The sequence below is a fragment of the Dermacoccus sp. SAI-028 genome, from assembly GCF_004346775.1.
In the GTDB taxonomy this organism is placed as follows: Bacteria; Actinomycetota; Actinomycetes; order Actinomycetales; family Dermatophilaceae; genus Dermacoccus; species Dermacoccus nishinomiyaensis.
The window spans coordinates 2819954-2841767 of the sequence record NZ_SMFS01000001.1 but is presented as its reverse complement, the minus strand read 5'-3'; the positions used below and the strand labels follow the sequence as shown (position 1 = coordinate 2841767).

Sequence of the window (21814 nt, the reverse complement as noted above, 5' to 3'; positions counted from 1 at the left end):
CGACGAGCCGTTCTGGCCGATACCCGCGGCGAGGCTGCGGCAGGCGGGCAAGACTTTAGCGGTCAGGAGGGGTTTGACTGGTGGTATGAGCCAGATCACTGACGCACCCCGCACCCCGGGCGCCACCACCGTCGACACCACCCCGTCCGACGACGCTGCGACGTTCGCCGAACTGCACGAACTCGTCGAGGACGCCGTCGCCCTCGCGAACCGTTGGAGCGACGCGACCGAGGCCGGCCAGACGAAGGCCGAGAAGCGCACGAGCGACCAGCTCGGCGCGCTGCTGCGTGACGAGAAGGGCCTCGACCTCGCGGTGAAGTTCGTCGACCGCGTCGCGCGCCCCGAGGACAACACGGCCGCTGCGCGCGAGCTCGCGCGCCTGTCGTCGAACGAGGCGACCGGGTTCATGGGCAAGCTCGACGCGAAGCTGCTCGGCCTCGGTTCCCGCCTCGCGACGACGATGCCGCCCGTCGTCGTGCCCGCGGCGCGCACGCGTCTGCGTCAGCTCGTCGGCCACCTCGTCGTCGACGCGAGCGACCCGACGCTCGCGAAGCACCTCGCCAAGGCGCACGCCGACGGCTTCCGCCTCAACATCAATTTGCTCGGGGAGGCCGTCCTCGGTGAGGCCGAGGCCGCGCGTCGCACCGAGGAGACGCGCAAACTGCTCGCGCGCGACGACGTCGACTACGTCTCGATCAAGGTCAGCTGCCTCGTCTCGCAGATCTCGACGTGGGACGCCGAGGGCACCGTCGAGCGCGCCCTCGAGCGGCTGCGTCCGATCTACCGCGTCGCGAACGGCACGGCGAGCGACGCGTCGTCGCCATCGTCGAACACCGGTGACGCCAACGCCGACGCAGGCCAGCCGGGTGGGGGCGCCGCGAACGTCAACCGCGGCGACATCAAGAAGAAGTTCGTCAACCTCGACATGGAGGAGTACCGCGACCTCGACCTGACGATCGAGCTGTTCACGCGCCTGCTGTCGGAGCCGGAGTTCCACGACCTCGAGGCGGGCATCGTCCTGCAGGCCTACCTGCCGGACGCGGTGCCGGCGCTCGAGCGTCTCATCGCGTTCGCGAAGGAGCGCAAGGCCAACGGTGGCGCGGGCATCAAGGTGCGTCTCGTCAAGGGCGCGAACCTCGCGATGGAGCGCGTCGAGGCCGAACTGCACGACTGGAAGCAGGCGCCGTACACGTCGAAGGAGGACGTCGACGCGAACTACCTGCGCTTCATCGAGCGCGCGACGCGCCCCGACGCGATGGAGGTGTGCCGCCTCGGCGTCGCCTCGCACAACCTGTACGACGTCGCGATGGCGCACCTGCTCGCCGAGAAGCGTGGCGTGAGCGAGCACCTCGACGTCGAGATGCTGCAGGGCATGGCGCCGTCGCAGGCCCGCGCGGTGAAGGCCGACGTCGGCACCGTCCTGCTCTACACGCCCGTCGTGAAGCGCGAGGACTTCGACGTCGCCGTCTCCTACCTCATCCGTCGCCTCGAGGAGAACGCGGCGGAGCAGAACTTCCTGCACGCCATGTTCAGCCACGACGAGGGTGCGGCCGAGCGTCACAAGTACGTGCGTGACGGCCTCGTCGGCACCGGTGCGCTGTCGGCGATGCAGGACCAGGAGCGACGTTTCCGTGAGTCGATCGACGCGATCGCCTCGACGCCCGTCGGCCCGCGACGCTCGCCCGAGCGCGCGCCGATCGGCGACTTCTTCGAGAACACGCCCGACTCCGACCCGGCGCTGCCCGCGGTGCGCGAGTGGGCGCGTGAGGCCGTCACGCGTCAGCCGGCGCCGCTGACGTCGCCGCAGCTCACGTCGCGCGAGATGGTCGACGACGTCGTCGCGCGCGGCGTCGCGGCGCAGGCCGGGTGGGCCGGACGTTCCAACGCCGAGCGTGCCGCGCTGCTGCGTGAGGCGGCGCGGGAGATCGAGAAGCGTCGCGGTGATCTCGTCACCGTCGCGGCCGCCGAGGGGGGCAAGACGATCGACCAGGTCGACCCGGAGATCTCCGAGGCGATCGACTTCGCGCGCTACTACGCTGACCGCTGCGAAGAGTTGGTCACCGGAATGGCTTCTGACGGAGCACGATTCGAGCCTCACCGCCTCACGCTCGTCACTCCGCCGTGGAATTTCCCCGTCGCCATCCCGATCGGTTCGGTGCTCGCGGCGCTCGCGAGCGGATCGGCCGTCGTCATCAAGCCGGCACCGCAGACGGTCGGCTGCGTCGAGGTCGCGATGGAGGCCCTGTGGGCTGCGGGCATCCCGCGCGACGCCGCGCAGGTCGTCCGCGTCGAGGAGGACGACAACGGCCGCGCGCTCGTCGCGCACGACGACGTCGACACCGTCATCCTCACCGGCTCGATCGAGACGGGTCGCCTGTTCGCCGGGTGGCGCGCGCGTCACGCCGGTGGGCCGCGCGTGTTCGGTGAGACGAGCGGCAAGAACGCACTCGTCGTCACGCCCGCCGCCGACCTCGACCTCGCCGCCGCCGACCTCATGAAGTCGGCGTTCGGGCACGCCGGGCAGAAGTGCTCGGCTGCCTCGCTCGGCATCCTCGTCGGCTCGGTCGCGACGTCGAAGCGGTTCCGTGAGCAGCTCGTCGACGCCGTGAAGTCGCTGCGCGTCGGCTGGCCGAGCGACCTCGGCACGACGATGGGCCCAGTCATCGAGCCGCCGTCGGGCAAGCTGCTCAAGGCGCTGACGACGCTCGAACCGGGTGAGACGTGGCTCGTCGAGCCGAAGCAGCTCGACGACACCGGCCGCCTGTGGAGCCCCGGCCTCAAGGACGGCGTGAAGCCCGGCTCGTTCTTCCACATGACCGAGGTCTTCGGCCCCGTGCTCGGCCTCATGCACGCCGACACGCTCGAGGAGGCGCTCGAACTGCAGAACGCGACGCAGTTCGGCCTCACCGCTGGCATCCACAGCCTCGACGAGGACGAGGTCACGTACTGGCAGGAGCACGTCGAAGCGGGCAACTGTTACGTCAACCGTCACATCACGGGCGCGATCGTGCAGCGTCAGAGCTTCGGCGGGTGGAAGGAATCCGTCATTGGCCCCGGCGCGAAGGCGGGCGGGCCGAACTACGTCGCGCAGTTCGGCACGTGGGTGTCTGACGGCGTCGCGCGTCAGGGCGCGCCGATCATGCCGCGGGTGCGCGACCTGCTCGAGATCCTGTCGCCGCTGGCGCGAAACGAAGCCGACCGCGAGTGGCTGCATGCGTCGCTGCGTTCCGACGCGTTCGCGTGGCGCGAGGAGCTCGGCATCGAGGCCGACCCGTCGTCGCTGCGCGCCGAGTCGAACGTCTTCCGCTACCGCCCGCAGCCGCAGGTCGTCGTGCGCGCGGAGCTCGGCGAGACTTCGGCGGACGGCGACGTCGACGCCGTCGCGGACCGCACGCTCGCCGAGGTGGCGCGACTCGTACTCGGAGCGCACCTCGTCGGTTCGAGCGTGTACCTGTCGTGGGATGTCGCGCTGCAGCCGGCGCTGACGCGCCTGGCGGCGACGGGCGAGGGACGTCAGGCACTCGTCTGGCTGAACCGCATGGGGTCGGTCGAGAGCTCGGCGCAGTTCGTCACGTGGTGCCGTGAGGGCACGCGCGGCGGCGAGCCGCTGCGCATCCGCATGGTCGGCGCGGACGCCGACGGCGAGACGGCCGCCGCGCTCGCCTCAGCTCCCGGCGAGGACCAGGGCGCGAGCATCACGCCGCTGTTCGGCGAGGTGCTGTCGACGGGACGCCGGGAACTGCTGACGTTCCTGCGCGAGCAGGCCATCTCGCGGACACTGCACCGCTTCGGCCACGTCGCGCCGGAGCTGATGCGCTGACCGGTTGACGCCGAATCGGTGACCCACCGAGGTCTACTGCGTGACGAGCCGTCAGGGGGCGGCTCGTCACGCAGTTGGTTCGAGTTGAATGTGGACGAGATTCGCGAGTGTGGACGAAAATCGCAGGTGGGCGGGGCCTGAGTGAGTGGGTGGCGCCGGGGGTATCCAGGGCGTCAGGATGTGCGCAGGGTGCCGGCGACGAGGGCGACCGGGGCGGTGTCGAGCGCGGGCGAGCAGCCGATCGAGTCGGTGTCGACGCTCAACGTCCGGGCACCGCTGACGGGCACGCGGAGTGTTTTGGCCTGCTTGCCGCCGAGAGTGACGGTCTGCTTGGCGCTGCCGTCGACGCGGACGGTCACGGTCGTCGTACCTTCCGGCTGCATGTTCGTCCCCCCAGGCTGGGCGTCGGTGGCGCCGACGGTGAACGCCACCTCGTCGTAGCGACGATCGAGGGCGAACTGTGCCGCGGCGGTGCACGCCTGGCGGTCGGTGAGCAACGGCACGACGGCGTCGTCGTACGAAGATCCGCCGACGCGCACGCTCGCCGTGCGCGCCCCGCCCGACAGCGCGCCCGACAGGGGGACGTCTCGTGGCTGCGTCGAACGACTCGACGTCGACGATGACGGCGACGGAGCTGCGCTATGCGACGAGGAGGAGTCGCGCAGCAGCAGCCACGCGACGAGCGCGATGAGAGCGAGACCGGCGACGAGCGTCACCGCCAGCCAGACGCTGCGCCGGTGCTGCCCCCCGCTCGGAGTGTCGCTCGTCGCCGACGCTGTGCCCAGGTGATCGGCGGGATTCGCCCCACCCGGGCCGGCCACGCCACCCGCGCCGACCGCCCCACCTGCGGCCGCAGGCGCCGCCACCGCCGCGGCGGCGCCTGACATGGGCACGGGCGATCCGATGGGCGCGGCGCTTTCCGACGCCCCTGCGGCGACGATCCGTGACGTCCGCGGCGGTGCGCTGAGCACGGGCGCGGCGGGGGCGCCGGCGAACTGCGGCGCCATGGCCCACAGTCGCTGTGCCACGGCTGCGGCATCGTCCGGGCGTTCGTGCGGGTTCTTCGCGAGCAGCTCGGCGATGAGCACCCACAGGGCATCGGGGATGCCGTCGGGGCGCGTCGGCGCGTGATCGGCGTGCAGGCGCAGCAACGCGACGGGCGAGTCCGCGTGGAACAGCACCGCGCCGCACGCCATCTCGTACAGCGTGACGCCGAGCGCGTAGAGGTCCCCCGCGCGCCCGCTCGGTTGCCCGTCGCCGAGTTCGGGCGCGAGGTACTGCGGCGTGCCGATGACGTTCGCCGTCGCCACCTGCCCCGTCTGCGTGACGAGGGAGGCCACCCCGAAGTCGGCGAGCTTCGGCACGAGAGTGCCCAGCGCGTCGGTGGACGTCGGCGTCGATGCGGCGTCGGCGGGCAAGGCAGTCTCGGTCGTAGCCCTCGACATCGCAGCCCTCGACATCGCGTCAGGATCGTCGGCGAGCAGGACGTTCTCGGGCTTGAGGTCGCGGTGCAGCACACCCGCGCCGTGGACGGCGGCGAGGCCCTGTGCGATCTGGGCGCCGAGCGTCGCGACATCGTGCGGGGTCAGGTTGCCGCGCCGTTGCAGGAGGGCGCGCAGGGAGTCGCCGGCGACGTAGTCCATGACGATCGCGAGGCGCGGGCCCTCGACGACGAGGTCGTGCACGCGGATGACGTACGGGCTGCGCAGGCCGACGAGGAGGTTGCGTTCCTGCAGGAAGCGCGCGACGACGCCGGGGTCGTCGGCGAGTTCGGGGCGCAGCAGTTTGAAGGCCAGGGTGTGGCCGTCGACGTCATGCCCGACCCACACCTGCCCCATCGCGCCCGAGCCGATCTGCCGCTCGAGCGTGTAGCGGCTTCCCAGCTGCCAACTCTCGCTCACGCCGAGTTCCCTCCCTGCCTCGTTGGGACGATCCTATGGGCGCGCCGCCGCGTCTGGGGCTACTCTCGGGCACCAACCCCGACTTGCCCGCCGACCGGCGCGTGGCGTAGGAGAGATCATGGCCATCTTCGCTGTCACCTACACGTATTCCGACGACGTCGCCGCCCGCGACGCCCACCGCCCCGAGCACCGCACCTACCTCTCGCAGGTCGAGGGCATGCTGCTGTCCGGCCCCCTCGCCGAGCCCGACGGTGCGCTGCTCGTCATCGCCGCGCCCACGCGTGAGGATGTCGCCGAGCGCCTCGACCGCGACCCGTTCTTGCTCGAGGGCATCGTCGTCGAACGCACGATCCGCCCATACACGCCCGTCCTCGGCTCGCAGGCGCCGACGTTCGCCGAACACCTCGAACGATGACGGAGACGCCACGCGAGCCCGCACCTTACGGCACGTCCGGCACCTCGTTCGTCGACACCTCGCGCCTCGCCGAGAGGGCAGACATCGACGAATCGCCGGCGTCTGAGGGCGCATCGTCGAGCCACGCAAATGTGTCGCTGGCGAACGCGGACCTGCCGGAGCCGAAGCTGCCACCGATCACGAGCGTCGTCATCGACATCGGGGACGATCGCGTCGAGGTCTTCCACCGCGACAGCGGGCCTGATGATCAGCCCGACAACGCCTCGAGTGACGGGGGTGTCGACGTCCCGGGCGTGAACGCGTCGCTCGCCGGCGAGCAACGGGAGCGCGCCGCGGCTGACGCTGCGGCCGACCCTGGTGCCGCCGACGCTGAGCCCCACCCCGAAGCCGCGCCGACTGGTCGCCCGACGTATGTGCTCGTCCATGGTCTCGGCGGCAGCCTCGCCAACTGGGAGCCGTTGTGGCCGTTCCTCACCGAGCACGGTCGCGTGCTGGCGCTCGACCTCGCAGGGTTCGGTCGCACGAGTGGGTCGAACCGCTCGGCCGTCTCCGACAACGTCGATCTGCTCGCGGCGTACCTGCGTCAGCTCGGTCTGAGCGACGTCGTCCTCGTCGGCAACTCGATGGGCGGGATGATCGTCGCGATGATGACCGCGAAGCACCCTGAGCTCGTGTCGCGTCTCGTGCTCGTCGACCCCGTGCTGCCGCTGCACCCGCAGGATCGGCCGCACTGGTCGGTGCTCGTCACCTTCTCCCTCTACATGTGTCCACCCGCGGCGCGACGCGTCATCCCGCGTTACGCCGCGCGCCGCGGCATCGACCGCATGGGCGTCGAGGGCGTCCTGACGGTCGTCGCCGACCCGCATCGCGTGCCGAAGTGGGTGATGCGACGCTCCGTCGAGGAGGTCCGTGCTCTGGCAGAGAACCAGGACGCCGTGCCCGGGCTCGTGCGGGCCGCCAACTCGCTCGTCGTGGCTGCTGGAAGCCCGCGCTACCGTCGCGTGCTGAGCGAGTTGCGGGTGCCCGTCACGCTCGTGCACGGCGAGTGCGATCGCCTCGTGCCCGTCTCCGCGGCGCGTCGCATCGCCGCTCGTCACCCGGCCTGGACGTTCCTCGAAGGCCCCGGCCTCGGCCACGTGCCGATCTACGAGGCCGCGGGGTGGGTCGCACGCTGCATCGTGGGGGCGGCAGCGTCCTGACGAGCAAGACGGCCCGAGCCCGACGCCCGGCTCGGGCCGCCGATTGCCGGCGCCGTGCATGGTGTTTACCACCGCTCGCTCAGGATCGCCTCGCGCGCGCTGGTTCTGGTCGCTGGTGGATGGCACTGTGCGTGGCGGGTGTCACCGCGTGCTGACTGGCCGCCAAGGTCACGAATGTGTCACGGTGGAGTCGATCGTCCGTCATCGTGACCCACCCCGACCTTCCTGAGAGGACCCAGTGACCTTCACTCTTCGACCCGCCCGCACGCTGTCGGTGCTCGGTGCCTGCGCCGGTCTGACGCTCACGCTCGGTGCCTGCGGCAACAGCGGCGACGACCCGAGCGTGCAGGTCAGCCAGTCGAGTTCGGCCTCAGGCAAGCCCGGCGCGACACTTGCGCTGCGCAAGGCCTGCATCTCGTCGAACAGCCAGGTCGTCTCGGCGAACGCGGCGTGGAACGACGCCGTCGACTCTCATAAGGACGCCGACCTGCAGAAGGCGACGAAGACGATGGGTTCGCTCGCGGATTCGCTGCGCTCGGACGGGAAGCAGTCCGGTGATTCGTCGTTCAAGAAGAAGGCCGACGCAGCTGCGGCTCAGGTCGATGCGTTGAAGAAGGCGGAGAAGCCGGCGAAGACGGTCGACACGACGTCGTACAACAGCGCCGTCGAGGACCTCACGAGCTACTGCTCGACGATGTTCCCCCAGGCATCGAAGAGCGCCTGAGCAACGCCTCTTCGAGAGCGGCCCGCGCCGAGTCGCGGGCCGCTCTCGCTGCGTCGTAGGCCTTCTGCGCCGCCTCGACGCGGACTCGCAACCGCGCGATGCGGGCATCCATCTCGGCCAGCGCTGCCTTCTCGCGCTGCTCCTGCTCGGCCCGCCGCCTCTGGGCGCTCTCGCGCTCGGCGGCCCCACGTTCGGCTTTCTCCTGCTCGTCCTCATCCCGCCGGCCCTGGGTGTCGGCGACCTGCGGGGAGGCTCCATCCGCGGAGGAGGAAGCGGATGGGGCTGATGTCGCGGCCGCAGCACCGTGGATTCGGTCTTGGGCAGGCGTACCGCCGGCGACGAGTCGCAGCGCGGGGCGCGCAGGCGCGTCGCGGTGCGCGACGGCGTCGGTGAGGTCGACGTCGCCCCACCCGCTGTAGCTCAGTGGCCGCACGAGTGCGCGGGTCGCCACGGCGTCGGCTGCCTGCCGGTCCGCGATCGCCGCAAGCAGCGTGGCGTGCACGGCCTCGGCGAGCGAGCCGTTCAGGTCGTGCCGCGTGACGATCTGCTGCAGCAGTTCCTGCCGTCGGGCCGACAACTCCTTGAGCGTGGCCGCGTCGAGCGAGGTCTGCGCGGCACGCATCTGTTCGCCGAGGGCGAGGACGTCGCTGATGGCGCCGTCGTCGAGGTGGTTGACGGCCGCGGCCGCGGCGGTGGGCTTGCGGAGCGCGGCGATCTCACGGGCAGCATCGCGCTCACCGGCGGTACGTGCGGCTGCGGCGAGTTCCTTGCGCACCGCGACGAAGTCGGCCGGGTCGCCGCCGTAGAGCGTCGCGACGGCCTCGGCGACGGTGCCCACGTTCATGTCGGCGCTCATGCGGCCCGGCCGGGGGGTGTGCGTCGCACGAGGGCCTGCGGGTGCCCGGCGACGGCGATTCGTGCTGGGTTCATTGCTCCATTGTCCGTCGCCACCGATAGGGTATGCACAGCCTGGCGCCCGCCTGGCGCTCGTGGGGAGGTCTTTGGTGGTCGACGCAGCGGAACGCGCACCGATCGAGCGAGTGCTCGTTCTCGTGCCGACGTACGACGAGCGGGATAACCTGCCGGTCATCGTCGAGCGCATCCGGAGTGCCGTCCCCGACGCCGACATCCTCGTCCTCGACGACAACTCGCCCGACGGGACAGGGCAGCTCGCCGATGAGATGGCGGCGGCCGACGCCCACGTGCACGTCATGCACCGTCGCGGCAAGGAGGGCCTCGGCAAGGCCTACCTCGCCGGTTTCGCGTGGGGTCTGGAGCGCGGCTACGACGCGCTCGTCGAGATCGACGCGGACGGTTCGCACCCGGCCGAGGAACTGCCTGCGATGCTCGCGCTCGCGGCCGGCGCCGACCTCGTCATCGGCTCCCGCTGGATCAAGGGCGGCTCCGTCGTCAACTGGCCGAAGAACCGCGAGATCCTCAGCCGCGGCGCCAACGTCTACGTCCAGGCGATGCTCGGCACCCGAGTCCATGACGCGACGGCCGGGTTTCGCGTCTACCGCGCGACGCTGCTGCGCCAGATCGACCTCGCGAGCGTGACGTCAGCCGGTTACGGCTTCCAGATCGACCTGACGTGGCGCTCGATCCGGGCCGGGGCGCGCATCGTCGAGCACCCGATCCGATTCAGCGAGCGCGAACTCGGCACGTCGAAGATGTCGGGCAACATCATCAGCGAGGCGCTGCTCGCCGTCGCCGGCTGGGGTCTCGAACTGCGGCGCGAACAGGCCGGGCACCTCCTGTCGCGGGTGCGGGCGCGACGGTCCTAGCGTTCGAGGGTGATGTGGTCGGGCACCTCGTGTCCCGGGTGGGCGCACGGCGCTCAGCCCCCTGATCCCGCTCCTGCGCGTCAGGCTTTCGGATCCTCTGCGGCGGCGCCGAACACGATCGTCCGGTAGGCGACGAAGCGCAGGATGGTGCCGATTCCGATGCCGATGAGGGCGTGCACGTTCTCCCACAACGCGCCGCGGGCCCCCAGCACGTAGTGCGCGAACGCGACCCAGGCCGAGGTGGCGGCGAGTGCGACGCCGTTGACGGCGAAGAACAACACGACCTCGTGGTGCAGCGGACGGTTCTCGCGGTGACGGAACGTCCAGTACCGGTTGCCGACCCATGCGAACACGGTGGCCACGGCGCCCGAGATGATCTTCGCGGTCGTCACCTTGCCGTCGAGCGGGCCGGCGCGCAGCCAGTTGTACAGGCCCATGTCGATGAAGATGTTGAGCACGCCGATGATGCCGAACGTGCTGAGCTCGCGCCAGAACGCGGCGAGCGGGGACGACGCCGTAGTCGCCTGGTGCCCGGACGAGTCGGCCCCGAGCGATGACGCTCCGGCCGCGGGCGTCTCGTCGGGGCGCGCCGCTGCGGTCCGTGAGGTCATAACGTCCGATGCTACCCATTGCGCCTTCTGACGGGCTGAGAACGTCAGCACATCGGACGGCCGCGCAGCGCCTTTCGTCGTTCGTCGATGCGCCCGAAAACCCGTGAGTACAGTGATCGGCATCACATTGAACACTGGCGTTCGATACAGGCCGCGACGTGACGCGTCGTCCCGAGACCGTGCGTGCGACGAGACTTCGGAGGTGGGCATGGACGGGAAGAGTTTCGACGCGATCGTCGTGGGCGCGGGGCTGGCAGGTCTCGTGGCGGCGGCCGAACTGACGTCGCGGGGGCGCCGCGTCGTCGTCGTCGAGCAGGAGAATCGCGCCAATCTGGGCGCTCAGGCGCACTGGTCGTTCGGTGGGTTGTTCCTCGTCGACTCGCCCGAGCAGCGCCGCCTGCGGGTGCGCGACAGCCTCGAGCTCGCGTGGCAGGACTGGTGCGGCAGCGCCCAGTGGGACCGCCTCGAGGGTGAGGCGAACGCGTCCGGTGAGCCCCTCGGTGAGGACGTCTGGGGAAAGCGCTGGGCGCGCGCCTACGTCGAGTGGGCGGCCGGCGGCAAGCGGGAGTGGTTGCGCGAGAACGGAATCGAGCTCACGCCAATGGTCGGGTGGGCCGAGCGAGGCGACGGTCGCGCCGGGGGTCACGGCAACTCGGTGCCCCGCTTCCACATCGCGTGGGGCACCGGCACGGGCGTGAGCGGCCCCTTCGTCGAGAAGGCGCTCGATGCCGAGGCCCGGGGCCTGCTGACGTTCGCGCACCGTCATCGCGTCGACGAACTCATCGTCGAGACCCCTGCCGACGGTGGTGCTCGCGCCGTCACCGGCGTGCGCGGCAGCGTCCTCGCTCCCGACGACGCGGAGCGCGGTGTCGCGTCGAACCGCGACGTCGTCGGCGGGTTCGAGTTCACGGCGCCGTCGGTCATCGTCGCGAGCGGCGGCATCGGTGGCAACCACGACCTCGTGCGGCGCTGGTGGCCGGCGGATCTCGGCGAGGCGCCGCGTTCGATGCTGACGGGGGTGCCCGCCTACGTCGACGGGCGCATGCTCGAGATCGCCGCGGACGCGGGCGCGCGCCTCGTCAACCGTGATCGGATGTGGCACTACACCGAAGGCATCCGAAACTGGAACCCGGTGTGGCCGCAGCACGCCATCCGCATCCTGCCCGGTTTCGACACGCGCGGCACGCTGCGTCACCTGCGCAGCGACCCGGCGATCCGCGCGTACGACCACTCGTGGTTCATCGTCACCCAACCGATGCTGGAGAAGGAGTTCGCCCTCTCCGGCTCGGAGCAGAACCTCGACCTGACGTCCGGGAGCCGCCGCGAGGTCGTGCGGGCGCGGCTGGCGAAGGGTGCGCCGCGAGCGGTCGCCGACTTCGTCGAGCACGGCGAGGACTTCGTCGTCGCCGAGACGCTCGAAGAGCTCGTCGCGAAGATGAACGAGTTGACGGACGAGCCGCTGCTCGATGCGGCACACGTGCGTCGGCAGATCGAGGAGCGTGACGCGCAGGTCGACAACGCGTACGGCAAGGACGTGCAGGTCATGGCGATCCACAACGCGCGCCGCTACCTCGGCGACCGGCTGGCGCGCGTGTCGGCGCCGCACCGCGTGCTCGACGAGAGGCAGGGCCCGCTCGTCGGCATCAAGCTGCACGTGCTGACGCGCAAGAGTCTCGGCGGCATCCAGACCGACCTCGACTCGCGCGTGCTCGACGCTCGCGGCCGCGTCGTGCCGGGGCTGTTCGCCGCCGGTGAGGCCGCCGGCTTCGGTGGGGGAGGCGTCCACGGCTTCAACGCGCTCGAGGGCACGTTCCTCGGAGGATGCCTGTTCTCCGGGCGAGCGGCCGGGGTGGCCGCCTCCCGAGTGGCATGACGGACGACATAGCAATTCGTGATTGAATCCGCAGGCCGAAATACGAGACGACCATGAGGGGGTGGCTCGGTGGCGCAGCGGAAAATCACCCAGGCGCGTGCGCACGAGACGCGCTCTCGCATCCTGACGGGCGCCGCCGAGGCGTTCGCCGAGCACGGTTTCGCCGGCGCGACCATCGCCGACATCATGACGCGCTCGGGCGTGACGAAGCGCGCGCTGTACTTCCACTTCGACACGAAGGAAGAGGTCGCCGACGCCGTCCTCGCCGCGCACACGACGTGGCTGCGCGACGCCGTCGCCGCCCTGGCGGGCTCGCCGGTGCAACGCCTCGTCGACTACGGCTACCTCACCTGTGACGGGCTCGCCGACGACCCGATCTTCCAGGCGACGGCTCGGCTCGCGATCGAGCGCGAGACCTATGGCGCGGGGCATCCGGCGTCGTTCGGGGTGTGGCAGGAGACGACCCGCGACATGCTCGACGAGGTTGCCGCTGCGGGGTGCCTCAATGCCGGGGTCGACACGGGCGTCGTGGCGCGCATGCTCAGTGCGACCGTCCTCGGGCTGCACCTGTCAGCACGCGCGAGCGATCCGTCGTCGCGCCTGCACGCCGAGATCGAACAGTTCTGGACGCACGCCGGGGCGACCCTCGTGAGGCCCGAAGCGCTCGCCGGTGTGACGCTGCGTCGCGCCCGCCCCACCGCGTGACACTCTTGGGCCATGGAACAGCAGAAGGTGGCGTCGGCGCGTGAGGCCGTGCCGTATGGCGTGCGGGTGGCCGCGTGGTGGTCGGTGTGTTTGCTCGCCATCGCCGTCGGGGTGCTCGCGTTCTTCTGGGGCGTCACGCGTCTCGGCGTCGTCACCGTCTCCTTCGTCACCGGGGTGATGTTCGCGGCGCTCCTCGCTCCGATCGTGTCGTGGCTGGTGCGGCGCGGCGTGGGGCGCACGACATCCGCGGTCATCGCGTTCTTCGTCGGTGTCGGTTCGGCTGCGGGGCTGATCGCGTTCGTCGTGGCGCAGATCGACGACTCCAGCGGCGAGTTCGCCCGACAGCTGACGCTGGCCGAGCAGGGCGCGCGGCACTGGCTCGTCGACGGGCCGCTGAAGATCGACGAAACCTCCGCGAGCCGCTACACGACCGACCTCGGAACGACGCTGAGCAACCACACGGCCGACATCGTCGGCTGGGCGGCGGCGCACGTCGGCATCGTCACGGGCGGGCTGTCGGCGCTGCTGCTCACGCTGTTCTGCGCGTTGTTCCTGCTCGCCGACGACGGCTCCATCTGGCGTTGGATCGTGCGGCTGCTGCCGCGTGGCGCGCACAACCACGTCGACCTCGCGGGCGCGGCGGCGTGGCGCACCCTCGTCGTCTACATGCGCTCGCTCGTGCTGCTCGCCCTGCTCAACGCGGCGGCGATGCTGCCCGTGCTCTGGTTCGCGGACGTGCCCCTCGCCGTCCCGCTGACCGTCGTCATCTTCCTCGGCTCGCTCATCCCGCTCGTCGGGGTGCTGCTCGCCGCGGCGCTCATGTTCGCCATCGCGTTCGTCGGCAACGGGCTCGTCACCGCGCTCGTGCTCGTCGCGATCCTCACGGTGCTCGTGCAGCTGCTCGGCAACCTCGTCAACCCCCTCATCCTCGGACGGTTCGTCGACCTGCACCCCGTCGTCATCCTGATCGGCGTGAGCGCCGGCACGCTGCTCGGCGGGGCGTTCGGCGCGTTCACGGCCGTGCCGCTCATCGCCGTCGTCAACAACATGGTCAAGGTGATGCGCAGCTACCATCTCGAGGAACACGGCGACGAGGATCTCGACGCCGTCGACGAACGTCAGCTCGAACGCCGCGCCAAGGAGGCCATGTGAACGCCGAGCGTCCCGGAGCGCTGCGGATGGCCGCGCTGCGCGTCTACCGGATGCTGCCCGCCGGGCTCAGCCACCGCATCGTGCACGCCATGCAGCCGACGTTCAGCGCCGGCGCCGTCGCCATCATCGAGCACGACGGGCGCGTGCTCGCGCTGCGTCAGGCGCACCGCAGCGGATGGTCGCTGCCGGGCGGCCTCATCGACGCCGGCGAGCAACCGCAGGACGCCGTCGTGCGCGAGGTGCGTGAGGAGACGGGCCTCGACATCGAGCCGGGTAGCGTCATGGCCACTGATTTCGACCCGGAGATCCGGCACGTCGACGTCATCTTCCGCGTCGTGTGCGACGAGCGCCCCGAGGTCGAGGTGGCGAGCGAAGCCCTCGAATCCGGATGGTTCGCGCTCGACGAACTACCGCACCCCGACAAGTCGACGCGCCGCATCCAGCGCGCCGTGCGCCTCGCGCGGCAGCCATCGAGCGTGGGGCGTGTCGTCGGGCGCGGCGACTGAGGGTTCCGCCCTCCGCGCTTCTCAGCGCAGCAGCCCGGCGCGTCGTGCGAGTGCCACCGCTTCGGTGCGCGAGGTGGCGCCCAGTTTTTCGTTGATGTGCACGAGGTGCGTCTTGACGGTCGCCTCGGAGACGAAGAGGTGCTTCGCGATCTCCTTGTTCGTCGCGCCGCCGGCGACGGCGTCGAGCACGTCGAGTTCGCGGGCCGTCAGTGTCGGTGCGGGCGAGGACAACCGGTTGACGAGGCGCGCCGCGACGGCGGGCGCGAGCACCGTCTCGCCGCGTGAGGCGCGGTGCACGGCCTCGACGAGGTCGGCGGGCGGTGCGTCCTTGAGCAGGTAGCCGGACGCGCCGGCCTCGACGCCGCGCACGATGTCGGCGTCCGTGTCGTAGGTCGTGAGGATGAGGACGCGGGGCGCGTCGTCGCGGGCGCGGATGGCGTGCGTCGCCGCGACGCCGTCGAGGCGGGGCCCCATCTGCAGATCCATGAGGACCACGTCGGGGCGCACCCCCTGCTCGGCGAGGCGGTCGAGCACGCGCAGGGCCTCCTCGCCGCTGCCGGCCTCGTCGAGGACGTCGATGCCCGACGCGTCGAGCAGCGCTCGTAGGCCCGCGCGCACGACGGGATGGTCGTCGGTGAGGATGACGCTCGTCATCGGAGGCTGCTTTCCGTCGAGGGTGTCACGTGCGGTTCGACTCCGGCCGTCAGGGCAGGGGCGGGCTCGGTGTTCTCCTGCCTCACCGCCTTGTAGGGGCCGCTGGTGGGGGTGGTCGCGATGAGGGCGGCGCCCTCGCCGGGCTGGGATTCGATCTCGAGGTGGCCGCCGAGTGCGTCGAGGCGTTCCCGCATGGCGCGCAGGCCGAATCCGCTGCCGCCCAGGGGCGCGCATTCGACGTCGGCGTCGGTGAAACCCACGCCGTCGTCGATGACTTCGAGGCCGACCTCGTCGGGTCGGTAGCTGAGCGTCACGCCGACGCGCTGCGCTTTGCTGTGGGTCCGCACGTTGGCGAGGGCGCTCTGCGCGATGCGCAGCAGCGCGACATCGACTGGGGCCGGCAGTGGGCGCGGTTCGCCGTCGCAGGTCGTGTCGGCGCGGATGCCGGTGTGCTCCGTCAGGCGCGCGGTGAGGCGCTCGAGCGCGCCGGACAACGGCGCGTCGACGAGGTTGCTCGGCGTCAGGGCATGGACGACCTCGCGCGAGTCGGCGAGGCCCTGCGCGGCCGTCGACTCGATCTGCTCGAGCAGGCGCGCCATCTCGTCGCCGGCATGCGCGGCGCTGTCGTGGGTGGCCTGGGCGCTCGCGTGCTGGGTGCGGGCGTGCTGGTTACGGGCGAGGCCCGCGCGCGACAGCAGCACGATGCTGGAGAAGCCCTGCGCGAGGGTGTCGTGGATGTCGTGCGCGAGGCGCTCGCGCTCGGCGAGGACGCCGGCGCGGTGCTGGGCGAGGGCGAGCGTCTCCTGCGTCGCGAGCACGTCGTCCTGCGCGGCGACGAGCTGGGTGACGAGTTCGCGGCGGCGCGTGTTCTCCGCGCGCAGCTGGGCGTACACCCACGAGATGCCGAGCGCGACGATCATCCCCATGATCGGGCCGATGACGGTGCCGACGTTGCGTCCGTCGGGGCGCGAGACGAGGGCGGCGGCGCTCGCGACGAGGACGAGGGGCACGAGGGCGGCAGCGATGGGCCGGATCGCGACGTGCAGGACGAGGAAGTACAGCGCGAACGCCACCCACGCGAAGTCAGGCGCGATGGCGAGCGTCAGGCACCACGCGAGCGTCAGCGCGATGATCCACACCTGGCCGGTGTGCGAATCCTGGGCGGCGCGCAGCGACTGGGCGCGGCGCGCGCGGCGTTCGACGACGAGGCCGCTCAGGTAGACGCCGGTGAACACGACCGTCGCGGCGATGACGGCGAACGGCGAGGCGTCTCCGGCGAGCGCCCGGATCACCCCGACGACGAGCAGCACGACGAACAGGACGTGCATCGCGGCCTGCATGGTGCGGATGGTGCGTTCGGAGTCGGTGGTACTCATCACCGTCCATTTTGCCGCGTGGGTGCGTCGAACGCGCACGGACGTCAACCGAACGGTTGATGCGTTCTCCCACTGCCTGGGTGATGCGCGCAGGGGGTGAACCGCACTGGAATGGAGAAAACCTGGAGAACCTGTGCCGAAAGAAGAGGTTGATGTTCCTCGCAACTCGAGACCTTGCGTACGCCAAGGGGCGTTTCGCCCTCATCGGCGGCGTCATCGCCCTGATCACGCTGCTCGTCGTCATGCTGACCGGCCTCGCGGCCGGCCTCGCGAAGGAGAGCGTGTCGGCCATCGACACGTTGCCCTCGCACGGTGTCGACCAGATCGGCTTCTCGGCCCCCGCGAAGGGGCAGAAGGTCGGGTATGACAGCTCCCACGTCGAGGCGAAGGACATCGACAAGATCAAATCGGTCAAGGGCGTCACCGACGCCTCGCCGCTGACGATCACGCAGGGCCGCGCGAGTGTCTCCGGTGTGCCGTCGGCGGTCGCCGTCTTCGCCGTGCCGGACGGTTCGTTCGCCGCGCCGAAGGGGGTGAAGAACGGCTCCGTCGTCGTCGGCAAGACGATCACGAAGGACGCCGCGCTCAAGGCGGGCGAGTCGATCTCGTTCAACAACAAGAGCGTTCGCGTCGAGAAGCTGAGCGACGACGCGTCGTACCAGCACCAGCCCGTCGTGTGGATGACGGAGAACGACGCGAAGGCCGCCGGCCTGCTCGGCCAGGGCTCGGGCACCGTCGCGCTCGTCAAGACGGGCAGCGGGTTCTCGAAGGACGCGCTCACCTCGGCGACCGGCCTCGACGTGCAGGACCCGAAGACGTCGCTCAGCACGATCAGCGCCTACCAGGCCGAGAACGGCTCGCTGACGCTCATGCGCGTCATGCTCATGCTCGTCTCCGCCCTGGTCGTCGGCGCGTTCTTCACCGTCTGGACGATCCAGCGCACGCCCGACCTCGCCGTCCTCAAGGCGATGGGCGCGCACACCGGCTACCTCGTGCGTGACGCCATGGGTCAGGCCGCCATCCTGCTGCTCATCGGTGGCGGCCTCGGCACGATCGTCGCGACCGTCCTCGGCTACTTCGCGCAGGGCACGGTGCCGTTCGTCCTCAGCCTCACCACCACGCTCGTCCCGCTGGCGCTGCTGTTCGTCCTCGGTCTGCTCGGCGCGCTCGTCAGCGTGCGCCGCATCGTGACCGTCGACCCCAACACCGCACTGGGGGCCGCGCGATGAGCCTTCGTCGTCATGCACCCGTACCTCGTGTCGAAGGCCGCGCGATGAGCCTCGACGCCACCCTCGTCCCCACCACCGCGCCAGGAGCAGCCCGATGAGCCTCGACGTCAAGAACGCGACGCTGACCTTCCCCGACGGCGCCTCGGGGCGCATCACGGCCGTCAACGACGTGTCGTTGCACGTCGCCGCGGGCGAGTTCGCCGCGGTGACGGGCCCGTCGGGTTCCGGCAAGTCGTCGCTGCTCGCCGTCGCCGGCCTGCTGCAGACGCCCGACTCCGGCATCGTGACGATCGACGGCAAGGTCGTCTCGGGGCTCTCGCACAAGGACGCCGCAGCGGTGCGCCTGTCGTCGATCGGGTTCGTCTTCCAGCAGAGCAATCTCATCGCGTCGCTGACGTCCGTGGAGCAGCTCGAGATCGTTGCGCGCATCGCCGGGCGTCACGGCAAGGACACCGCATCGCGGGCCGAGGAACTGCTCGCCGCCGTCGGGTTGGAGAAGGTCTTCGACCGCCGCCCCGCAGCGCTCTCCGGCGGTCAGCGTCAGCGTGTCGGCATCGCCCGCGCGCTGATGAACGAGCCGAAGCTGCTGCTCGTCGACGAACCGACCGCGTCGCTCGACACCGAGCGCGGCACCGCCGTCGTCGAACTGCTCGGCAAGGTGACGCACGAACACCAGGCCGCGACCATCATGGTGACGCACGACCTGCACACCCTCGACGCCGTCGACTCGCTGCACGAGATGGTCGACGGTCGCCTGCGCACGCTCGAGGCGGCCCCGACGCAGGGTTGATGTCGGCGCCTCGTCGTAGTGCTGGCCTCGGCGCCTGATCGCCTCGACGGAGACGACGCGAGGAATCGGGCGTAGGCGAACATGACGCCGGCCGGATGCGACAAGCATCCGGCCGGCGTTCGTCGTCTCGTGGTTGCGGCGTCTCACGGTGGCGTCGTCTCGTGGCTGCGGCGTCTCACGGTGGCGTCGCCTCGTGGTTTCGGCGTCTCGACGGTAGGTGTGAGGTCGGCGAGTCGTTGGGGACGGGATTCGCAGATGGGGACGCGAATCGCGGTTGGGGACGGGAGTTCGAGCTGGCGCCTGTTCTCGCGCCGGCGTTGGTCAGGAGTTGACGTGAGCCAGCTGCGTCGTCGTGGCCGGCGCGTCATGCATCAGGGCGAGGCGTAGGCATCCGAGAGCGACGGGGATCTCGGCGGCGAGCGCCATGGCGACGGCGGTGGCGAGCGAACTTGTCGTGGTCGCGCTCGCGATGTCCGTGACGGCGTCGAGGACGAACAGCGTCGCGCCGACGAGCCCGATGAGCCGGGTGGCCGCGGCGCGTCGACTGGTGGCCAGAACGAGTGCGGTGAGGGCGAGGAGTTCGCTCACGTCGAGCCCCAACCACGCCGCGATGCTCGCAGGGTCGACGCGCTGCGCGTCCAGGCGCAGGTAGAGCACCGGGATCCAGGCTGCGAGGACGCCGCCTGCCACCGTCAGGACTCGTGTCACCGTCGTGTTCTCCACGTCCCCCACGTTCGCGCTCGCGTGTGGGTGGGTGATGTCGAGATCCTGTGCGTCGGCCATGAGCGCTCGCGGGCGATCTGGCGTGGTGTTGACGTCGCAATGTCGACGTGGTGCGGTGCCGCAGCGCGGGCGTGGGGGAGCACCGGGGGGAAGCCTGGCCGTGGGGCGGTGGCGCGAGGGGCCGTCAGAGGTGGCGGGCCGGACACGACGAAGGTGTGATCACCGTTGCGGGAGCTACTGCGTCCCGGGCGCCCACGGCGGGCGGGCGGTTCGCTAGGGTGGGCAGCGCGCGTCACCCAGGACGAGGAAGCCGGTGAGAATCCGGCACGGTCGCGCCACTGTGAACGGGATTTCCGTGAGTCAGGAACTCGGGGTGACGCCATCGAGCGGGACGCGTCATCCCGGGAAGGTGCACTCATGCATATCGCTGAGGGGTTCTTGCCCCCTGTTCACGCTGCCGCCTGGAGTGCGGTAGCGGCACCCTTCGTCATCCACGGAGCGCGCGAGATCAAGCGCACGATCGAGAAGCATCCGGAGTCGAAGCTGCTGCTCGGCGGAGTCGGGGCGTATTCGTTCGTGCTGTCGGCCATCAAGTTGCCGTCCGTCACCGGGAGTTCGTCGCATCCGACGGGCACCGGCGAGGGCGCCATCATCTTCCGCCCGCCTGTCATGGCGGCGCTGGGCACGATCGTGCTGCTGTTCCAGGCGCTGTTGCTCGCGCACGGCGGGCTGACGACGCTCGGCGCGAACGTCATGTCGATGGCAGTCGTCGGGCCGTGGGCCGGGTACGGCGTCTATCGGCTGATGCGTCGCGCGCCGCTGTCGATCGCCGTGTTCTGCGCCGTCGCCGTCTCCGACCTCATGACGTACGTGACGACGGCGACGCAGCTCGCCCTCGCCTTCCCCGACCGCGCGACGGGTTTCGTCGGCGCATGGTCGCGGTTTCTCGGGCTGTTCGCGGTGACGCAGATTCCGCTCGCCATCGTCGAGGGCCTCGTCGGTGTGCTGCTCATGAACGCGCTGCGCTCCTGGGCCGGCCCGGAGCTCGCCGGTCTGGGATTCGGACGCGATCGTGGGTTCGATGCGGGTGTCGCGGTCTCGGCCGACGTCGAGGCGAAGGAGGCGAGCCGTGCGTGACCGTCGACTGACGAACGTCCTCCTCGTCGTGCTCGCGGCGGCGATCTTCGTCCTGGCGCTCGTCATGGGCACGCGCAGTGGCGACTTCAGTGGCACGGACGCTGCGGCCACCGAGACCATCGAGAAGTCCGACCCCGACTACAAGCCGTGGTTCGAGCCGTTCTGGACGCAGCCCGGTGGCGAGGTCGAATCGGGGCTGTTCGCGATGCAGGCCGCGCTCGGTGCGGGCTTCCTCGGCTTCGTCCTCGGCACGTTCCGCGAGCGTCGCAAGAACCGCGACGCGGCGTCGGGTGTCGCGAGTGCGGGTAGCGGCGTTGCGTCACGTCGTCCTGCCCCGGGTGATGACGCTGCGACGGGTCTCGTCACGAACGCGCCCGACGGTTCGCGGATCGCCTGAGCGTGGCTCATCTCGCGATCGACGAGGCGGCGTGGAGCAGCGCGTGGCGCACGCACGCCGTCAGCGAGAAGGCTGCGCTGGCGCTCGGTCTTCTCGCCGTGGCGATGGTGGCGCGGGACGTACGCGTCGACCTGGCCGTCGTCGTCGTCGCGTTCGTCGCCGTCACGGTGGGTGCGCGCGTCGCGCCAGGGCTCGTGCTGCGTGTGTGGGCGCTGCCGGCGGTGTTCGTCGTCATCGGCCTCGTGGGCGTGCTCGTGTCGATCGGCCCCGCGCCCGATGACGCGCTGTGGCAGGCGGGGCCGTTCTCGATCGGGCGATCGTCGCTCGATCGAGCCGTTCTGACGGGGTCGCGTGCAGCGGCGGGGGCGGCTGCCGTCCTCGTGCTCGCGCTGACGACGCCGATGACGGACGTCCTCGGCGGGCTGCGGCGCGTCGGGGTGCCGGCGTTTCTCGTCGAGATCGCGGGCGTCGTGTATCGGATGATCTTCACGCTGCTCGACTCGGTCGGCACGATCCGGGAGAGTCAGACGGCGCGCCTCGGCTACGCGACGCGCCGCGCGGCGCTCGCGAGCACTGGGACGCTGCTCGCGGGGGTGCTCGTCCGGGCCTGGACGCGCGCCCAGCGCCTCGAAGCGGGGCTCGCCGGACGTGGATACACGGGCGACCTCATCGTCACGACGCCCGCGCGGCAGGCGTCGTGGCGGTCGCTGTGTGGTGTCGTGCTCGTCGTCAGCGCCCTCATGACGTGGGCGGTGATGTCGCGATGAACAGGTGGCTGCAGAACAGGCAAGCTGGGCCGAACGGCGTCGCTCGAGATA

The 21814-nt window shown here is 70.7% G+C and carries 20 protein-coding genes and 1 riboswitch; of the genes, 14 read left to right on the top strand and 6 right to left on the bottom strand.

All coding sequences use genetic code 11. The annotated features are described in order from the left end of the window. The first annotated feature begins 85 nt into the window (after nt 1-85). Nucleotides 86-3820, top strand: a complete 3735-nt coding sequence (locus tag EDC82_RS12945) for a bifunctional proline dehydrogenase/L-glutamate gamma-semialdehyde dehydrogenase (RefSeq protein ID WP_131941769.1) — start codon at nt 86-88, stop codon at nt 3818-3820. 173 nt (nt 3821-3993) lie between these two features. Here the strand turns inward: EDC82_RS12945 and EDC82_RS12940 are convergent, their stop codons facing one another. Next, nucleotides 3994-5721, bottom strand: coding sequence for a serine/threonine-protein kinase (locus tag EDC82_RS12940; RefSeq protein ID WP_131941767.1), 1728 nt, complete (start codon nt 5719-5721; stop codon nt 3994-3996). Between the two features lie 118 nt (nt 5722-5839). Here EDC82_RS12940 and EDC82_RS12935 point away from each other — a divergent pair, with 118 nt between their 5' ends. From EDC82_RS12935 to EDC82_RS12925, 3 genes are all read left to right on the top strand, one after another. Next, nucleotides 5840-6136, top strand: a complete 297-nt coding sequence (locus EDC82_RS12935) for a YciI family protein (protein WP_038569695.1) — start codon at nt 5840-5842, stop codon at nt 6134-6136. Beyond that, nucleotides 6133-7335 (top strand): alpha/beta fold hydrolase, encoded by a 1203-nt coding sequence (locus tag EDC82_RS12930; RefSeq protein WP_131941765.1) that lies wholly within the window; start codon nt 6133-6135, stop codon nt 7333-7335. The genes EDC82_RS12935 and EDC82_RS12930 overlap by 4 nt, the downstream gene beginning before the upstream one ends. 238 nt (nt 7336-7573) lie before the next feature. Beyond that, nucleotides 7574-8059: a hypothetical protein gene (locus EDC82_RS12925; RefSeq protein ID WP_006943448.1), complete on the top strand. Its 486-nt coding sequence runs from the start codon at nt 7574-7576 to the stop codon at nt 8057-8059. Here the strand turns inward: EDC82_RS12925 and EDC82_RS12920 are convergent. Further along, a complete protein-coding gene (locus tag EDC82_RS12920; protein WP_131941763.1) occupies nt 8010-8903 on the bottom strand; it encodes a hypothetical protein in 894 nt (297 codons plus the stop codon). The genes EDC82_RS12925 and EDC82_RS12920 overlap by 50 nt on opposite strands. 160 nt (nt 8904-9063) lie before the next feature. On the opposite strand from EDC82_RS12920, the gene EDC82_RS12915 reads away from it, so the two are divergent. Beyond that, the gene (locus EDC82_RS12915) at nt 9064-9843 is read left to right on the top strand and encodes a polyprenol monophosphomannose synthase (RefSeq protein WP_131941761.1); all 780 of its coding nucleotides are present in this window, start codon (nt 9064-9066) and stop codon (nt 9841-9843) included. Nucleotides 9844-9923: 80 nt separating this feature from the next. Here the strand turns inward: EDC82_RS12915 and EDC82_RS12910 are convergent, their stop codons facing one another. After that, complete coding sequence (locus EDC82_RS12910; RefSeq protein ID WP_006943451.1) at nt 9924-10454, bottom strand: GtrA family protein; 531 nt, start codon at nt 10452-10454, stop codon at nt 9924-9926. Between the two features lie 208 nt (nt 10455-10662). Between EDC82_RS12910 and EDC82_RS12905 the strand changes: the two genes are divergently transcribed. The 4 genes from EDC82_RS12905 to EDC82_RS12890 all read left to right on the top strand — a co-directional run bounded on the left by EDC82_RS12905 (nt 10663) and on the right by EDC82_RS12890 (nt 14690). Next, complete coding sequence (locus tag EDC82_RS12905) at nt 10663-12327, top strand: FAD-binding dehydrogenase (protein ID WP_131941759.1); 1665 nt, start codon at nt 10663-10665, stop codon at nt 12325-12327. A gap of 69 nt (nt 12328-12396) precedes the next feature. Next, nucleotides 12397-13032: a ScbR family autoregulator-binding transcription factor gene (locus EDC82_RS12900; RefSeq protein ID WP_131941757.1), complete on the top strand. Its 636-nt coding sequence runs from the start codon at nt 12397-12399 to the stop codon at nt 13030-13032. A gap of 12 nt (nt 13033-13044) precedes the next feature. Continuing rightward, a complete protein-coding gene (locus EDC82_RS12895) occupies nt 13045-14184 on the top strand; it encodes an AI-2E family transporter (protein WP_131941755.1) in 1140 nt (379 codons plus the stop codon). Further along, entirely contained in the window at nt 14181-14690 is a 510-nt protein-coding gene (locus EDC82_RS12890) for an NUDIX domain-containing protein (protein ID WP_006943456.1), read from the top strand. Before EDC82_RS12895 ends, EDC82_RS12890 begins: the two co-directional genes overlap by 4 nt. Before the next feature lie 21 nt (nt 14691-14711). Here EDC82_RS12890 and EDC82_RS12885 read toward each other — a convergent pair whose 3' ends face one another. Continuing rightward, on the bottom strand, nt 14712-15344 hold the full coding sequence (locus EDC82_RS12885; protein ID WP_131941753.1) for a response regulator transcription factor: 633 nt from the start codon (nt 15342-15344) through the stop codon (nt 14712-14714). Further along, nucleotides 15341-16720 (bottom strand): sensor histidine kinase, encoded by a 1380-nt coding sequence (locus tag EDC82_RS12880; protein WP_131941751.1) that lies wholly within the window; start codon nt 16718-16720, stop codon nt 15341-15343. Before EDC82_RS12880 ends, EDC82_RS12885 begins: the two co-directional genes overlap by 4 nt. Nucleotides 16721-16872: 152 nt before the next feature. Here EDC82_RS12880 and EDC82_RS12875 point away from each other — a divergent pair, with 152 nt between their 5' ends. Continuing rightward, nucleotides 16873-17949, top strand: coding sequence for an FtsX-like permease family protein (locus EDC82_RS12875; protein ID WP_160126254.1), 1077 nt, complete (start codon nt 16873-16875; stop codon nt 17947-17949). Nucleotides 17950-18043: 94 nt separating this feature from the next. After that, on the top strand, nt 18044-18739 hold the full coding sequence (locus tag EDC82_RS12870) for an ABC transporter ATP-binding protein (RefSeq protein ID WP_131941747.1): 696 nt from the start codon (nt 18044-18046) through the stop codon (nt 18737-18739). Nucleotides 18740-19060: 321 nt separating this feature from the next. Here EDC82_RS12870 and EDC82_RS12865 read toward each other — a convergent pair whose 3' ends face one another. Next, the gene (locus EDC82_RS12865) at nt 19061-19522 is read right to left on the bottom strand and encodes a hypothetical protein (protein ID WP_062256296.1); all 462 of its coding nucleotides are present in this window, start codon (nt 19520-19522) and stop codon (nt 19061-19063) included. Between the two features lie 241 nt (nt 19523-19763). Then, a riboswitch (cobalamin riboswitch) is annotated at nt 19764-19832 on the top strand. A gap of 47 nt (nt 19833-19879) precedes the next feature. Here EDC82_RS12865 and EDC82_RS12860 point away from each other — a divergent pair. The 3 genes from EDC82_RS12860 to cbiQ are packed head-to-tail and all read left to right on the top strand — an operon-like array spanning nt 19880 to nt 21763. Beyond that, nucleotides 19880-20599 (top strand): energy-coupling factor ABC transporter permease, encoded by a 720-nt coding sequence (locus EDC82_RS12860; protein WP_006947566.1) that lies wholly within the window; start codon nt 19880-19882, stop codon nt 20597-20599. Next, nucleotides 20592-20996: an energy-coupling factor ABC transporter substrate-binding protein gene (locus tag EDC82_RS12855; RefSeq protein WP_062256201.1), complete on the top strand. Its 405-nt coding sequence runs from the start codon at nt 20592-20594 to the stop codon at nt 20994-20996. The genes EDC82_RS12860 and EDC82_RS12855 overlap by 8 nt, the downstream gene beginning before the upstream one ends. A gap of 2 nt (nt 20997-20998) precedes the next feature. After that, on the top strand, nt 20999-21763 hold the full coding sequence (cbiQ, locus tag EDC82_RS12850; protein WP_062256198.1) for a cobalt ECF transporter T component CbiQ: 765 nt from the start codon (nt 20999-21001) through the stop codon (nt 21761-21763). Nucleotides 21764-21814 lie beyond the last annotated feature (51 nt).